This is a genomic window from Sphingomonas sp. PL20, from assembly GCF_017875905.1.
Classification (GTDB): Bacteria; Pseudomonadota; Alphaproteobacteria; order Sphingomonadales; family Sphingomonadaceae; genus Sphingomonas; species Sphingomonas echinoides.
Genome location: NZ_JAGINH010000002.1, coordinates 3,886,860 through 3,903,313, shown reverse-complemented (window position 1 = coordinate 3,903,313; position 16,454 = coordinate 3,886,860). Strand labels below are relative to the sequence as shown.

Below are 16,454 nucleotides of genomic sequence, written 5' to 3'. Positions count from 1 at the left end.
CCGTTCATTCATTAATCGAAAATCGATAAGCCGGCAAACTTGTAACGAGATTCTTCCGTTAAGGGGCACATGCACAAATAGCTGATGTTGCGATGTTCGGGGCTCAATGCCCTGTTCGAAACAAAGCCCGAGGCGGTTGCTGTGACTCACTCGAGAAGCTCCATGGCTGGGCCGGTGCTCGGACTACGGCTATTGGCTCGATCAACGGGCTTGGTGCGCCGGAGGGGGCCCTTGCCCTCTCCTCTCTGGCGCGCGACGATACGGTTATGCTGTCATCCCTGCTCCTGCTGCTCGCTCAGGCCACCGCCGCCCCGACGCCATCCCCGACGCCACCGTTGAGCGCGGCGACGGCGCCGGCCCCGCGGCCGGCACCGCCCGCCGCGACATGGTTGGCACGCGATGCCCAATTCACCATCCCCAAGTTCCGTTTCCGCTCGGGTGAGACGCTGCAGGCGTTGCGAATCAACTACACGACGCTTGGCAATCCACACCGCAATGCGCGGGGCGAGATCGACAATGCCGTTATGGTGCTGCACGGCACCGGCGGCACCGGTCGCCAGTTTCTCAGCCCGCAGTTCGCCGACGAACTCTACGGTCGCGGTCAGCCACTCGACATAACGCGCTACTGGATCATCCTCCCCGACGGCATCGGCCACGGCAAATCCTCCAAACCGTCCGACGGACTGCACATGCGATTCCCGCACTACGACTATGATGACATGGTCGAGGCGCAGTATCGGTTGCTCCGCGACGGGCTCGGGATTCGGCACATGCGGCTCGTCATGGGTACGTCGATGGGGTGTATGCACAGCCTGGTTTGGGGCGAGACGCATCCCGACTTCGTCGGCGCGCTGATGCCGCTCGCCTGCGAGCCGGTCGAGATCGCCGGCCTCAACCGCATGTGGCGGCAACTCACGATCGACGGGATCGAGGCCGATCCGGCCTGGGCTGGCGGTGAGTATCGTACCCCACCCACGCAGGGCTTGCGCACCGCCGCCAGCCTGTTGTTCGTGGCAGGGGCCGCACCGCTCTACTTCCAGGCACGCTATCCCCGGCGCGAGACGGCCGAGGCGTTCGCGCGCGAGCGAGTGGCGGCGTCGATCGCCGGAACCGACGCCAACGACCTCATCTACCAGATCGACGCGTCGCGCACCTACGCGCCTTGGCAGCGGCTTGAGGCGATCACCGCACCGACGATGTGGGTCAACTCGGCCGATGACTTCATCAACCCGCGCAACCTCGATCTGCCCATGCGCGCCGTCGCTCGCATGAAGGACGCGCGCTTCCGGCTGATCGCCGAGAGTACCGAGACGCGCGGCCACGGCACCCATACCTCCGCCCGTTTCTGGAAACAGGATCTTGCCGATCTGCTGCAACGAACGCAGCGATGCGAAAGGCCGAGATGCCGAACTCAACCCGCCACACGATCCACCGGCACCACCATCATTTCGGCTGGGACAATGCGATCCCGCCGATCCTGACGGTTGCGCCGGGCGATACCGTGAGCATCGATTGCCGCGACTCCTCGGATGGCCAGCTCACGCCGACCAGCACGGTAGCGGACGTTGCAGCGCTCGATTTCGGGCGCATCAACCCCGTCGTCGGCCCAATCCGCATCGACGGCGCCGAACCGGGCGATGCAATCATGGTTACGATCGGCGACTTCACGCCGTCGGGCTTCGGCTGGACCGCCAACATCCCCGGCTTCGGCCTGCTCGCGGATCAGTTCATCGAGCCCGCACTGAAGATCTGGTCGTACGACCGCGTGGCAATGACGCCGGCCGCCTTTTCCAGCAGCGCGCGCGTGCCGCTCAAGCCGTTCGCCGGCACGATCGGGCTCGCGCTCGCCGAACCGGGGCTGCATTCGATCGTGCCGCCACGGCGAACCGGCGGCAATCTCGACATTCGCGACTTGAGCACGGGCGCCGTGCTGTATTTGCCGGTCGAGGTCGCCGGTGGTCTGTTCTCGATCGGCGACACCCATGCCGCGCAAGGCGACGGCGAAATCTGCGGCACCGCGATCGAGAGTCCGATGGCGCTCACGCTCAAGCTTGATCTGGTGAAGGGCGCAAACCTGGCCACGCCGCGCTTCACAACGCCCGGCCCGGTGACGCGGCACCTGGACGCCGACGGCTATGAGGCGACAACCGGCATCGGCCCGGACCTGATCGCGGCGGCGCGCGAAGCGGTGAGCCGGATGATCGATCTGCTCGTCCGCGACCACGGTTTGGCGGCGGTCGATGCGTACATGCTGTGCTCGGTGTGCGGCGATTTGCGGATCAGCGAAATCGTCGACGTGCCCAATTGGACGGTGTCGTTCTACTTCCCGCGCATCGTGTTCCGCTGATCAGCCGCCCGCGTCGGCGGGAACGCCCAGCACTGTCCAGCGCTCGCTGCCGCGGTCTAGCACGAGTGCGTGGTACAGCAGCGACAGCACGATCACCGTTCCAACCGCGATCACGCCGGGGCGGCCGCTGGCGACGTCGTTCCAGGCCAGCACCGCCAGCGCGGTCGCGCCGGCCAGACTGAGGACATGGGTCAGCGGGTAGAGCGGGGCGCGGTAGGTGCCCGGCCCCCCGGTCAGCCCGCGCTGGCGCCCGGCGATGCCGGCGAGATTGATCAGCACCCACTGCGCGATGCCGCATCCCGCCGCGAGCACGATCAGCTGTGACAGGCCGAGGAAGCAACTGGCAAACGCCGCAGCACCGAGCACCAGGGTCGCGACCCAGGGCGAGCCGTAGCGGGGATGCAGCCGGATGAGCGCGCGGTTGATGCCGTTGCTCCAGATCCGGTCGCGCCCCGAACTGAAAACATAGCGTCCATAGCATGTGATGCCCGAGACGACCGCGTTGAACAAAGCGGCGATGATGCCGAGCGTAACGAGCATCGCCACCAGCGGCGAAGCGCGCTCGGCCAGAAAGGCGGTAAACGGCGCGTCGCTCGAAAATACGGTCGGCAGATGCGTGGTGCCGATCACGATGCCGAGCACTGGGATAAGCTCGAACAGCACTGTGATCACGACGATCGCGATCACGAGCCGGCCGACGCTGGCGGGCGCGTGCATCTCCTCGCTGAAGTAGATCGCTTGGCCCGCCCCGCTGGTCGCCCATGATGCTGCCGCCACGGCGAGGCCGAGCCCGGCAAGGCCGAGATGCGTCGGCACGCCGCCCGTGAAGACCGTCGGGTGCGCGGCGATCGCGCCGAGCGACTGCACCGGATGCGCAAAGCCGAGCGCCGCGATCAGCACCAGCGTGGCCAATTCGATCATCAAAAAGGTGCCGGTCAGCGCAGCGCCGGTGCGGATGTTGAGCACCGCAATGCCCGCCGCCAGAGCGAGCGCGGCGACGGCGGTGCCGGTGACGGGCAGTGCTGGCACCAATACATGCAGGTACAGCCCCACGCCGGTCGCCGAGACCGCGATGAACACCGGCGTCTGCAGGACATTGACCCCAAATTGTACAAAGCCGGCGCGCGGTCCCAGCGTGTTGCCGATGGTTGCGTAATCACCGCCGGCGAGCGGAAAGGACGAGCCGAGCTCGGCCTGCGCGAAGGTGAAGATTAGCGTGAGCACGCCGCCGAGGAGGAACGCCAGCGCCGCGCCCGTGCCGGCCTGATGCAGAATGTCAGCCCCCGCGACGAGCACAGATGCGCCGGGGGAAAGGACCGACAAGGTCAGCATCGTCACCCCGACCGGGCCAAGCACGCGCTTGAAAGCGGGAGCCGTAAGGTCGCTCATACAGATCTCCGCCCGATCGTGTCGCCTGATTTCCCGGCGATCGTCGCGTCGCAGCGTACCACGCGCCTTTGTCGTGTCGAGAGCCGGACTTGCGGTTGTCGCGCGCTTTCGGAATGATCGACCGCGTTGGCATGGTCGCGGCAAGGAGCAAGCGCATGATTAGGTTCGTCGTGGCGGTGCTGGCAATGATCTTCTCGCTCGCCACACCCGCGCTCGCCGCAGACGGCGATCGCCGCGCCTTCATCATCAAGCAATTCACGCTCGAGAACGGCACCATCCTGCCCGAGGCCAAGGTGATGTACGCCACCTATGGCACGCTCAACGCCGCGCACGACAACGCCGTGCTGCTGCCGTCGCACTATATGGCGGATTCGCACGGCTACGAATGGCTGATCGGGCCGGACAAGGCGCTCGATCCGCACAAATACTTCCTGATCGCGACCGAGCTGTTCGGCAATGGCAAGTCCTCCTCGCCCAGCAACACGCCCGCCCCGTTCGACGGCCCGCGTTTCCCGGTGACCAGCATCCGCGACAATGTCGAGGCGGTGCATCGGCTGCTCGGTGAGGCACTCGGCGTGCGTCACCTGCGCGCGATCGTCGGCTTCTCGATGGGCGGGGAACAGGCGTTCCAATGGGCGGTGAGCCATCCCGGCTTCGCCGACCGAATCGTCGTCACTTCTGCGACCGCGAAGGCCTGGCCACACGGTATCATCCGGCTGGAAAGCCAGATAATGGCGATTCAGAACGATCCGGCCTTTGCCAGCGGCGACTATAAGACGCCACCGAAGGCCGGGCTGCAGACCTTCGGCGCGATTTGGGCTGGCTGGCTGTTCTCGCAAGGGTGGTGGCGCGAGGAGTTGTGGCGCGCCGGCTCGCCCGCCGGCACGACGTACCGAAGCGTGTTCGAGGGATTGTACAAGGATTTCGTGCCGGGCGGTGACGCCAACGACCTGATCCTGCAGATGCGGACCTGGGAGGGGCATGACATCGGCACCACGCCGGGCATGGGCGGCGACGTAAAACGCGCGCTCGCCGCGATCGCGGTGCCCGTACTCTACATGCCGTCCGCGACCGACCTCTACTTCCCCGTCGATGACGCGCGCTACGAAGCGGGGTTCATGCCCCGCGTGACGCTGCTACCGATGCCGTCGCTCTGGGGCCATACCGCCGGCGCGGCCAGCAATCCGACGGATGCCAAATTCCTCAACGATCATATCGGCGCGTTCATGCGGGCCGGCGACCGACCAAGCTGAACCAGTTGCCGGGACCCGCGGACGGCCCTTCACGAGCGGTTGGGCATCGCCGTAACGGATAGCGGCCATCCGACTCTGTGTCGCCGTACACATCCAGCGCGATCGGCCCAGCGGCGTGCGGTGCCCATGCGCCGGCCGATCGCCTCAGCCTTGATTCCGCATACGCTATGCCGTCCTAACGCACCGGCCGCCCCCACCCATCCAGCGTAATTTAATATCGCGCCGCGCTCGCTTGACACACTTTTTTTTGCAGCGCAGCATTGCAATTGCAACATAATCGTAACGGGGGTTACATGAATCATTGGTCGAAGTGTATCCGTATGCGGCTGCTTGCGGGTGTCGGAGTTGCGTTCTGCGCTAGCCCGGCTTTGGCGCAAGCGGCCACCCTGCCCGCCGCGTCTCAGGCCGCCGCTACACCTCCCGTGGCCGTCCAGGCGCAGGATCGCACCGGCTCTGCGAACGACATCCGCAGCGATCCGCAGGTGACCGGCAACGCCCCCGTCCTGCATCCGGAAAGCACTAGCGAGCCTGTCACACCCGCCCCCGCAAGCGGGGATATCGTCGTCACCGGCTCGCGGATCGTACGCAACGGCAACAGCGCGCCGACCCCGGTGACCGTCCTGAGCGCGGCGGACATCGCCGAGCGCTCTCCGAGCAACGTTGCCGATTATGTCAACCAGTTGCCGGCGATGGGACAGGGCAACACGCCGCGCAGCACCACGGTCTATGCCAATGCCACGGGCGGCGCCAATCAGCTCAACGCCCGTGGCCTCGGCGTCACGCGCACCTTGGTGTTGCTGGACGGGCGACGCGTGGTCGGTTCCGGCGTGTCGCCGGCGGTCGACGTCAATATGCTGCCGCAAAACCTGATCCAACGCGTCGACGTGGTGACGGGCGGCGCGTCGGCTGCTTATGGCTCCGATGCGGTCGCCGGTGTCGTCAACTTCATTCTCGATACCCAGTTCACGGGTCTCAAGGGCACCGTCAATCTTAGTCAGACGGATCGCGCGGATGGCAGGGTCTTCTCCGGCAATCTCGCCTATGGGACAAAGTTTGCGGGCGATCGCGGCCATCTGCTCCTCAGCGGCGATTATTACGCCGGCGAGGGAATCGATTTCGCCAAAAGTACGCGTGACTGGTATCAGCCGGGCTTCGGCGTTCTGACCAATCCGACCTATACCGCCACCAACGGCCAGTCTGGTCAGATCGTACGGTACGACGTCGGCACCACCGCGCCCTCCGGCGGCGTGATTGCTTCGGGACCGCTCAAGGGAACGCTGTTTCTGCCGAACGGGCAGATCGGCAGTTTCACCTTCGGGGCGATCCAGCAGGGCCAGAACCAGGCCGGCGGAACAGTCATTCCCAATACGCAGTCGCGCGGCTCGCTGCTGCCATCGGATCATCACTTCAACATCTATGGCCGCCTCAGCTATGAGATGACCGACAATATCAAGGCGATTTTCGAGGCGAGCTACGCCGGCAACGCCTCGGTGAACTGGTCGGCGATCTATACGCGCCAAGGCGCGAGCGCGATCACCGTCACGCGTGACAATCCGTTCCTGCCGATTGCGATCCAGCAACAGATGGATGCGGCAAAGGTCTCGTCCTTTCAGCTGGCGCGGACCTTCTACGACATGGTCAATGATCCCGGCAGCCATAACGGCCAGGCCGGCTATAACCGTCGCCAGGATCGTGAATTGGCGGCGCTCGAAGGCAGCTTTCTTGGGAGTGGCCGGTGGCGGGCCTATTACCAGCACGGCCACAGCAAGGTGAATTACACGCGCGACAACAACATCATCCTGAGCCGTTTCAATCAGGCGATCGATGTTACCGCGAACCCCGCGACGGGCGGAGTCGCCGGTGTCGCGGCGGGGGCAGCGGTCTGTCGCTCCACGCTCGCCAACCCCACCAATGGCTGCGTCCCGATGAACGTCTTCGGCGAAGGTTCACTGGGTGCCGCGTCGATCGCCTGGGTCACTGGCGCGAGCGACGGGCTCCGGACGCGCCAAGACCTCGATTTTTATCAGGACGTCTGGTCGATCGACGGCCAGTACAGCCCCTTTTCCACCTGGGCCGGGCCGGTCTCGGTCGCTGCGGGGGCCGAGTATCGCAGGGAGTCCTTCCGAGCGACCGCCGACCCCACCTCGGTGGCGTCGCAATGGAACGTGGGGAACTATAAACCCGGCGGTGCGGGCTATAATGTGAAGGAAGTCTTCGGCGAAATCCTGGTGCCACTGCTAAAAGATTCGGTCGTGGCGAAAAGCCTGGAGTTCAATGGCGCGGTGCGCCGGACGGACTATTCGACGAGCGGCCCGGTCACGACGTGGAAAGCCGGCTTGAGCTGGGCGATCACCGATGACCTGCGCCTGCGCGGCACCCGTTCCCGAGACATTCGGGCGCCCAATCTGAACGACTTGTTCGCCCCGGCCAGCCAGTTCGTGAACGGCTATCTGGACCGCACGCAGGCCGGCAGCCCGCAAGTTTCCAACATCACGATCAGTGGCGGCAACCCCAATTTGACGCCCGAAATCGCGGATACCTGGACCGCGGGCGGCATCTTCAGCCCCCGTTTCCTGCCTGGCTTCAGCCTTTCGGTGGATTGGTACAAAATCAACATCAAGGATGCGATCGTGGCCGTTGGGGCGCAGACGATCATCGATCTGTGCTATGGTTTCAATCGACCAAAAAACGCCTCGGCGTGTGACTCGATCGTGCTGGCGTCGGGGGCAACCAACCTGGTCAATGCCACCATCTACACCAGCGGGATCAACGCGCAGAACGTTGCGGCGGAAGGTATCGATTATGAAGCGAGCTATCGCACCCGCTTGGATCGCATCAGCGGTTCGCTACCCGGTGCGTTCGACCTGCGCCTGCTCGTCTCGCAGCGGCTGCAGGATATCACCAACCTGCCCGGCGATACGCCGGTCCCAACGCTTGGCACCTATCTCAGCCCGAGATGGAAGGGGCTGCTGACGACGACCTATGCGGTCGGTCGGAGCCAGACGACGATCACCGCGCGCTATTACGGCTCCGGCAAGGTCACCAACCAGCCGCAGAACAGCTCCACCGGCCTCCCGGATGCGGATAATCATGTTCCGGCGGTGTGGTATTTCGATCTCAACGAGAATTTCGACGTCAGCCTCGGTGGACGCAAGGTGACGGCGTTCGCGGGCGTGGAGAATCTGTTCGATCGGGATCCCCCGCTCGTTCCTGGCGGCAACGCCTTCGGGTCGAGTTCCAACTATGACCTGATCGGGCGCACTTATCGTCTCGGCTTCCGGTTCAAGATGTAGACTGGCCCGCCGGACGGCTTGCGAGCCCCATCCCGGCCCAGCGCCGGGATGGGAACTCCGCCTCCCAGCGTGAAGAGCCGCGGCCTTATTGCCCCGAGGGTTTGGCCGTTGGCGCCGGAGCAGCTGGCGCGCGGCGACGAGGCGCCAATCCGCCGAAGGTCACGAGGCTTTCTGCGCCTGCTTCACCGAGCGAAGCGACGCCAACGAAGCTATCGTCCACGATCACACCCTTGGCCGTCGCCTCTGCAGCGGCGCCTCCCCGCACATCGACATGATCGGTCCAATAGGGCGTATCGGCGCGTCGCCAGTAGATGCGGTAGCCGATTGCCCGGGCGACGGGTGTCCAGTTTACCTTGGTCCCGATCACGGCATCGCCGAACGACGCAGTCGCAGCACCCGAGGCAGTGCTCGCAAAGGCGCTAGCAAGCGTGACCGTGTCCGGCGCGGCCGGCGCGCTGGCCAGGCGGCGGATGGTGGCGACGTTGATCGCGGTAACTTTGGCGAGATAGGGAAAGTCCATTTTGTCGGACGTGTCGCCAAAGCCCGGGCGCAGGTCCTGATGTTGCGCGGCGAAGTTCTCGACACCGACCGAGAAACGCACCGCGGCGGGAAAGCCTGCCTCCAGAAAGGCCGAATGGTCGCCGCCGCGCCCGAAACGATCGGGACGTCGAACCGCCACCACCTCGAGCCCGCCGGGGAGCGACTTTGCGATGTCACGTATCGCCTTGGCGAGGGCTCGCGACGGGCTGTCGTCCTCGCCGCCGCTGGCACGCCGGGCGAGCTGCGCCTCGATCGGTTCGGCGGCTTCGTTGCCTTCGGAAAACACTCGCACACGGTCCGCGACGACCGAACCGTCGGTGCCGACAGTGTTGCCGACGATATCGTTGTTGAGCACCGCGGTCACCATCCAACCGCGTTGCCTGGCCGTGTCGGCGAGCAGCCTGGCGCCCAATAGCCCCTGCTCTTCGCCCGACAGTGCGGCATAGATGACGGTCGCCGCAAAATGCTCTTTCGCGAGCAGCCGCGCGGTCTCGAGCACCAGCGCAGTGCCCGAGCCATCATCGTTGGCGCCAGGCGCATCGGCGGTCGCGTTCATCACGTCAGTGACCCGGCTATCGATATGGCCCTGGACGATGATGACGCGGGTGGGATCGGTACCCGGCTGAACGCCTAGGACGTCGACCACATTGACGCCGGCTGGGGCACGCTCGCCGGTAACGACGCGCTGGATCTGTTCGACCTTGAGGCAGTCACCGCATTGCTTGCCAATCTTCTGCAACTCGGCCGCAAACCAGCGACGCGACGCACCGATGCCGCGCTTTGGGTCGGTCGGATTCGACAGGGTGTGACGTGTTCCGAAGCTCACCAACGTATTGACGTCAGCCTTAAGGCGATCGGGATCGGGCGAAGTTTGGGCGGCGGCCGGTGCCGGTAGCAGAGTGACAGCAACGGCAAAAAGAACATTTCGCATCGATCGGCTCTCCATCTTTTCGCGCCCGAAGTCCGGGTTCGAACGCGCAGGTCAAACCGGCGTAGATAAGGCTACAGTTCCGACGCGAATGTTGCAACGCAGCAGGCCATCTGTTGCGTTTGCACCAACGTCTCTATCGCGCAGCCGAGCCTCTTCTACACGACATTGAAGTGACGTGATGGCGTGGACGGCCCCTGCACCAGCGCCTGACAAATTATGGCAAGCGCGGGAAATCGGAAACCAAGAGATAATCGCGCCTTAAGCAAATATCGACGAAGCGGCATCTACGGTCTGTGCTGTCGATCAGGTATATAATGTTCGGCGAGATGGGGCGGACGGATGCTTTGCAGTTTTGAGATTCACAAGTGGGTCACGCGCGCAGCGACCCTGCGACCAGACAAGCTCGTGTCCCGCTGCTCCCGGTGCGGTCGCATCAAAATCACTGTGCGTCCGATGAAGACAATTTGAATTTGTTTCAGTTCCGTATTGATTTTTGGCTGAAATTGGCGCGGTCTCGATCAAATGCCCCGTAACGGCGGGTCGTACGGCCTGGAGAGATGACTTGCGCCAACCGAATATGCACGGTTTCGAAACCGAACCTGTCAACGACCGTCCGTTCGGAGCACACGGTATCCTGATCGCAATCCCGGCTTCGGCGTTGCTATGGGGGCTCTTGGTCGTTCCGTTTGTTATTCGCTAACCAACTAGGCCACGATCGCGGTCACCCCATGCGGTGACGCACTCCGTGGAACAGTGGCAAGCGTACCATCGGTAATTTGCCAAAGCAGAGAGTTTTGCGCCAACACGATAAATCTTCCCCGAAGAAACCGATATGCTGTTCGACGGTTTTCTTCTCAGCCATCGCGCTCGCCGCCACGGTCATCTCTGGCTGTGATCAAAGACTCTTTGGCCTAGCCCTGTCCCTGTCGAAATTTGAACGACTGATAATGTGGTTGCTCGTTGCGACTGGCCGCATTCAACGCCGAATGACGCTCAAGCTCTTCAGCCTGTCGCGCCATGCATTCCCAACGCTCCGCAGATCGTTGGCGTTGTAGACGACGTAGCGGTAATATCTCTCTTTCTGCAGCTGTCCGTTCGGCGACTGCGTTCGCATGATATGTTGATGAGCAGCCCACCACCCGTTTCTCCGACTCCGTTTCAAAACATATTTATAATAAAGCGTGCCCTGTGCAAATAGCAGCCAATAGCACGAGCTCTACGAGTGGCCGCTCACCTTAACTCATCACCTCGAATCGGCCGTTTCCGCTCCCACCAACTATCGCCTTTCTGTGGAAAAGCCGTTGGCCCTGAGACCGGTCTCTGGGTCGAGATGAGCGGATGGCGGACATTGCGCAGCAAAACGGCCTCGCAAATGTCCGGATTGGGTCCTTGCTGCAGGGGACTCGGCGTGTGGCATCCATGACGTATCAGGTCGCCGTTACCCCGGTATGAAGCGCGGGCGTTCTGCAAGATTGCTCCGGCAGAAACATCTGCTTGCCTTATGTTGCACTTCGCAAGCTACCCTTTGAACCTGCTTCAGATCAGTATGATAAACAACGGCTTGCGCGCCTTTTTCGCGCGCCGACGCGTTGGGCCGCATGAAGACTCTTCCGCACCCCCGGCGGAAGCATCCAGCGACCGGAGACACGAAATGCGCGCATTGGTATGGCACGGCAAAGGCGACGTCCGCGTCGACACCGTCAAGGACCCCGAAATTCAGCATCCGCGCGATGCGATCATCAAGGTAACCGCCTGCGCGATCTGCGGCTCGGACCTCCATCTGCTCGACGGCTATCAGCCGACGATGCAGGCCGGCGACATCCTCGGCCACGAGAACATGGGCGAAGTCGTCGCCCTGGGCTCGGAAGTGACCAACCTCAAGATCGGCGACCGCGTCGTCGTCCCCTTCACGATCAGCTGCGGCGATTGCTTCTTCTGCCGCAAGGGCCTGTTCTCGGCGTGCGAGCGCACCAACCCCAATGCCGAGATGGCGATCAAGGCGATGGGCCATTCGCCCGCCGGCCTGTTCGGCTTCAGCCACATGCTGGGCGGCTATTGCGGCGGCCAGGCCGAATACCTCCGCGTGCCGATGGCCGATATCGGCCCGATCAAGGTGCCCGACAGCGTCACCGACGAGCAAGCCCTGTTCCTCTCCGACATCTTCCCGACCGGCTATATGGCCGCCGAGAATGCGCAGATCGAACCCGGCGACACGGTCGCGATCTGGGGCTGCGGTCCGGTCGGCCAGTTCGCGATCCGCTCGGCGCTGATGCTGGGTGCGGGCCGCGTCATCGCGATCGACGAAGTCCCCGAGCGGCTGCTGATGGCGCAGGCCGGCGGCGCCGAGACGATCGATTTCAGCGAAACCGAAAACGTCTATGACGAGCTGCAATTCCGCACCAAGGGCCGCGGCCCCGACAGCTGCATCGACGCGGTCGGCGCCGAGGCATCGGGCCATGGCAGCTTCGATGCGGTGCTCGACAAGACCAAGGCGGCGGTCGGCCTCGCCACCGATCGCATCCATGTGCTGCGCGAGGCGATCATGAGCTGCCGGATGGGCGGCACGGTGTCGATCCCCGGCGTCTATGTCGGGATGGGCGACAAGGTGCCGCTCGGCGCGATGATGAACAAGGGGCTGACGATCAAGACCGGCCAGACCCACGTTCAGGCCTATACCGCGCCGCTGCTCGCGCGGATCGAGGCGGGCGACATCGACCCGAGCTTCGTTGTGACGCACCCGGCGAGCCTCGAGGATGCGCCTGAAATGTACAAGAAGTTCCGCGACAAGGAGGACGGGGTGATCAAGGTGGTGTTGCGGCCTTGATTTGCGTTTTACGCGACCTGTGTTGCGCGTGCACGTGCGAGGCGCTTCCTGTTGACGGAGTTTGTCGCAAGGGACGCACGCACGCCGTCACGCGCGGGCACCGGCAGCCGTACTCGTGTACGCGAGCGCCAGAAACAGCGATGCTGTCGCAGAAGCAAGGACCGCCACGGTATCTGTCGATCTCGTCACAGGTCCCCTTCGTCGATCGCCGCGAGCAGCCGGTGGGCGGTAGTGAGGGCAATGGCGCCAACGATTTCGGCGGTCGGCTGAGTCGGTCGCGGCATGATTTTATAGGGCCGCAACGCAAAGGTCGACGAGCCGATTGCGTAGCCGGGGAGATGGCAGGCCACCGTATAGCCCGCCGATACCGTTGGCTCGGTGGCGACGATTCAACTGGCTTCTCGGCACGCTGATGCCGCAAAATGGCTGTAGCTCCTTCAGGCTTTGTCAGGCGCTGCTGACCACGAAAGTGCTGCCGGATCGCATGCCCGCGCTTACGGGAAAGGTCATGCGGTCTTACGGTTGCGTCCTGCAAGCGGCGGTTTTCCTGCCAGCGCGGCAGCAATTTTCCGACCGACACGATCGGCAGCTTTACGGGATGGGTCATGCTGAACGTGTGCGTAAATCATTGTCGAACGTAAGCTAGCGTGGCCAAGGATCGCACCGGTAAGCGCGAGCGCTTCTCCTGATGATGTCGCGGTCGCGCCCAGCGTGTGCCGCAAAGTGTGCGGCGTAACGCCAGGGAGACCGGCTTTTTTGATGATCTTGGGCCATATCGTCTTCGTGCCCTGGAAATGCCCCTCCCCCCGATCGGCGGGGAAAACAAATGCGCTGCCCTCGATAGGTGCGATGGTTTTTAGGATCTCAAGAGCGACTGCCGCCAAGGGGCGTATCGACTTGCCAGTTTTCGTATCGTCTAAAATTAAAAGCCCGCGTTCGAAATCAATCTCGCTCCATTTCAACTCTGCAATTTCCTGCCGCCGACACCCGGTCAAGGCCCAAAGCCGCGCGATCGTCAGAGCTTTGATATTGACTCCTTCCGCCTCCAACGCGTCGCACGCGGCACCGAGTAGCGCGACCTCGTCAAGGGTAAGGAAGCGCGTTCGCTGATGATCTGTCTTTTTCACAACGGCTTTTTCACAAGGGTTGTTTTGCACGATCCCATGCCGACAGGCGAAGCTGAACACCGCCGACAAATCCCGAAAGACCTTGCGAGCGGCCCCGTCGCCGCCGCGGACAACAATTCGCCTGCGCGGGCCGATTTTGGTGTCCGAACGACTCTTGCCCGCGGCGACGTCTCGGAAGAAGCGCTCGATCTCCGGAATGCCAACCTCGGTTACACGCTTGTGGCCTAGCAGCGGGACGACATGGTGCCGAAGTCGCGCAATCGTATAGGTCTTGGTCCGCTCCTTCATGGGCTCGCCCTGGCGCTTCCCACGCTGAATGTAGCAGCCGTCTTCTTCATAGAGATCGATGAGGCCGTTCATCTTCATTTCCGTGCGCTTCGTGCGGCGCTCGTCGCCGGGATCCTCACCGACAGCCACGCCGCCTAAAAGCACTTTTGCCTGTTTGCGAGCTTCATCGACCGTCAGGTTTCCGAACTTTCCAACGGTGACCAACCGCTGGGGAGCGGTCCTCCCGCCTCCTGCAGCGCGGTAGCGAATGACGAATGCCTTAGCTCCGCTCACCTCGATACGGATTCCAAATCCACTCAACTCGCTGTCCCAAACGACATAGCGGCTTTCACTTGGCTCGGCCGCGTCAACGACGCGTTTGGTCAGTCGAAGCTGTTTTCCCTTAGCCATTCGCCACCCCAACCTTGGAGATTTTGGTCAACACCTGGTCATCACCGACGCCGGAAATCGCAGGTCCGGTCCCGGACACCATAGCGTAGATTTTTGAGTAATACTACTTTTAGATCAGTAGTTTACATCGTAGACCAGCGACCTCTGGCGTAGCCTAGAAAAAGGGCTTTAGTAACTTTGCCAAGGTTGGGGTCGAGGGTTCGAATCCCTTCGCCCGCTCCAGCGATTTCCTTCCTCGGAAATCTTAGACGACGGTGCCATCGTGGCGGTGGCACGCGCTGCGTGTCTGGGTTAGCGTCGCGGCTATGACCACAGGCAAAATCCGAATCGGCATTGGCGGCTGGACCTATGAGCCGTGGCGCGGAGTGTTCTTCCCCGAGAAATGGCCGATCAAGCGCGAACTCGAATATGCGGCGGCGCGGTTGACCGCGATCTAGGTCAACGGAACCTATTATTCCTCGCAAAAGCCCGCGACCTTCGCATCCTGGGCGAAGACCGTGCCGGACGGCTTTGTCTTTGCGCTCAAAGCCTCGCGCTACTGCACCAATCGCAAGGTCCTGGCCGAGGCTGGCGAATCGATCGCGCGCTTCACGGGGCAGGGGATTGTCGAGCTGGGCGACCGGCTGGGGCCGATCTTGTGGCAATTCATGGCGACGAAGGCGTTTGATCCCGACAATTTCGGGGCGTTTCTGAAGCTGCTGCCGGCGCATCAGGACGGCGTTGCGCTTCGTCACGCGGTGCAGGTTCGCCACGCCAGTTTCCAGGTCCCCGAATTCGTCGCGCTGGCGCGCGCCGCCGGTGTGGCGATTGTCTATGCCGATTCGGCGGACTATCCGGCGATCGCCGATGTCAGCGGGGATTTCGTCTATGCCCGGCTCGAAGCTGCGGTTGAGGAGGAACCGACCGGCTATGCTCCGGCAGCGCTCGACCGCTGGGCCGAGGCGGCGCGCGGGTGGGCGCGGGGCGAAGCGCCCGATCACCTCCCGCGTCTCGCCGAACCCGCGCCGGTGGTGCCGCGCGAGACCTTCGTGTTCTTCATCAACGGGGCGAAGGTCCGTGCGCCCGCCGGAGCGATGGCGCTGATCGAACGGATTGGCGGCTAGCGCGCCTGAACTGTGGGCTGTGGTGTCGGTTGTGGCGCGGCACCCGCTGGTGCCGACACGCCCTGCGCAGCCGGTACTGTTGGGGCGGGTGCGACGATGGCAGCGGGTGCGGCGTTGACCCCGGGGGCAAAAAGGGCGGCGCTTTCGATCGTATCGAGCGCGCGTCGTGCTGCGATGTAGCGTCGTGCCGCGCTCGTCCAACGTTCGGCGCGGGGCGCACCAGGCGTGCGCGAAACTTCGGCCAAGGCCGCCTCGACTTGCCCAGCATCGAGCAATCGCCGCGCCCGTGCCACGCGGTCGACTGGCAAGGGCGACGGCGTCCCCGCTTTGCGCACCACGACCAGATTGCTTAGTTCGCGGGTCAGGCTTTGCCACCAGCCCGTGCTGGCCGCCCCCGTCATCAGCTCGGGCGCAACCCCGTCCAGGCCGATGCGGAGATCTTCGAGCGTTACGGGTTCGCGCGCGGCCTGCACGATCGTGGCAACGGCAGCAGGCTGGGCGTTGCCGAAGCGCTCATGCAACTGATCCTCGAGAAAACCGAGATTAAGCCCGCGATCGAGCGCCCGGCGCGCGGCAAAGGCTACCATCAACCCCTCGCCCCGGGTCGCATAGCCAGAGGCGCGGCGTGCGTCCCGATCGATCGTGCCCGACCGTACCTCCAGATCACCGATCTTGTCGGCCAATTCGGCCTCGCGGCTGGACAAAGCGGCCAAGTCGATCGTCGGGACCGGGGCATTGGTCTTGCTGGGTACGATCACCACCGGGGCTTGCCCGTTGCTGCCAACCGGGAGCGTGACCGTTGCGACCGGCTTGGTGTCGCCGCCGCGGACGAGACGCAAGATGACGAAGGCCGTCGCGCTGGCCCCGATCAGGAACGCGATCAGCCCGAGCGCGATCGCCCGCCGCCAACCGAGCCCGTCCGACGTTGCCACCCGTGGGGGTGGCACGAAGGGGGGAACGATACGCGGT

At 63.6% G+C, this 16,454-nt stretch carries 10 protein-coding genes and 1 pseudogene; 6 read left to right on the top strand and 5 right to left on the bottom strand.

Translation table 11 applies throughout. The features are described from left to right. The first annotated feature begins 266 nt into the window (after positions 1 to 266). Both H4W01_RS18320 and H4W01_RS18315 read left to right on the top strand, forming a co-directional pair. Positions 267 to 1,481, top strand: a complete 1,215-nt coding sequence (locus H4W01_RS18320) for an alpha/beta fold hydrolase (RefSeq protein WP_209612762.1) — start codon at positions 267 to 269, stop codon at positions 1,479 to 1,481. Beyond that, on the top strand, positions 1,403 to 2,347 hold the full coding sequence (locus tag H4W01_RS18315) for an acetamidase/formamidase family protein (protein ID WP_209612761.1): 945 nt from the start codon (positions 1,403 to 1,405) through the stop codon (positions 2,345 to 2,347). The genes H4W01_RS18320 and H4W01_RS18315 overlap by 79 nt, the downstream gene beginning before the upstream one ends. On the opposite strand, the gene H4W01_RS18310 is transcribed toward H4W01_RS18315, so the two are convergent. Beyond that, positions 2,348 to 3,736, bottom strand: a complete 1,389-nt coding sequence (locus H4W01_RS18310) for an APC family permease (protein WP_209612760.1) — start codon at positions 3,734 to 3,736, stop codon at positions 2,348 to 2,350. Between the two features lie 155 nt (positions 3,737 to 3,891). Between H4W01_RS18310 and H4W01_RS18305 the strand changes: the two genes are divergently transcribed. Together H4W01_RS18305 and H4W01_RS18300 are read left to right on the top strand one after the other, a co-directional pair. Then, positions 3,892 to 4,989 (top strand): alpha/beta fold hydrolase, encoded by a 1,098-nt coding sequence (locus tag H4W01_RS18305; protein WP_334685341.1) that lies wholly within the window; start codon positions 3,892 to 3,894, stop codon positions 4,987 to 4,989. A 320-nt stretch (positions 4,990 to 5,309) separates the two neighbouring features. Next, positions 5,310 to 8,282: a TonB-dependent receptor domain-containing protein gene (locus tag H4W01_RS18300; RefSeq protein ID WP_209612759.1), complete on the top strand. Its 2,973-nt coding sequence runs from the start codon at positions 5,310 to 5,312 to the stop codon at positions 8,280 to 8,282. An 85-nt stretch (positions 8,283 to 8,367) separates the two neighbouring features. Here H4W01_RS18300 and H4W01_RS18295 read toward each other — a convergent pair whose 3' ends face one another. Next, a complete protein-coding gene (locus H4W01_RS18295; protein ID WP_209612758.1) occupies positions 8,368 to 9,753 on the bottom strand; it encodes a M20/M25/M40 family metallo-hydrolase in 1,386 nt (461 codons plus the stop codon). Positions 9,754 to 11,404: 1,651 nt separating this feature from the next. On the opposite strand from H4W01_RS18295, the gene H4W01_RS18290 reads away from it, so the two are divergent. Further along, positions 11,405 to 12,577, top strand: coding sequence for a zinc-dependent alcohol dehydrogenase (locus H4W01_RS18290; RefSeq protein ID WP_209612757.1), 1,173 nt, complete (start codon positions 11,405 to 11,407; stop codon positions 12,575 to 12,577). Positions 12,578 to 12,762: 185 nt separating this feature from the next. Here H4W01_RS18290 and H4W01_RS18285 read toward each other — a convergent pair whose 3' ends face one another. After that, a complete protein-coding gene (locus H4W01_RS18285; RefSeq protein ID WP_209612756.1) occupies positions 12,763 to 12,927 on the bottom strand; it encodes a hypothetical protein in 165 nt (54 codons plus the stop codon). A 156-nt stretch (positions 12,928 to 13,083) separates the two neighbouring features. After that, positions 13,084 to 14,382, bottom strand: a complete 1,299-nt coding sequence (locus H4W01_RS18280; RefSeq protein WP_209612755.1) for a tyrosine-type recombinase/integrase — start codon at positions 14,380 to 14,382, stop codon at positions 13,084 to 13,086. 305 nt (positions 14,383 to 14,687) lie between these two features. On the opposite strand from H4W01_RS18280, the pseudogene H4W01_RS18275 reads away from it, so the two are divergent. Next, positions 14,688 to 15,485: pseudogene (locus H4W01_RS18275) on the top strand (DUF72 domain-containing protein). On the opposite strand, the gene H4W01_RS18270 reads toward H4W01_RS18275, so the two are convergent. Beyond that, entirely contained in the window at positions 15,482 to 16,417 is a 936-nt protein-coding gene (locus H4W01_RS18270; RefSeq protein WP_334685340.1) for a hypothetical protein, read from the bottom strand. The pseudogene H4W01_RS18275 and the gene H4W01_RS18270 sit on opposite strands and share 4 nt — an antisense overlap. Positions 16,418 to 16,454 lie beyond the last annotated feature (37 nt).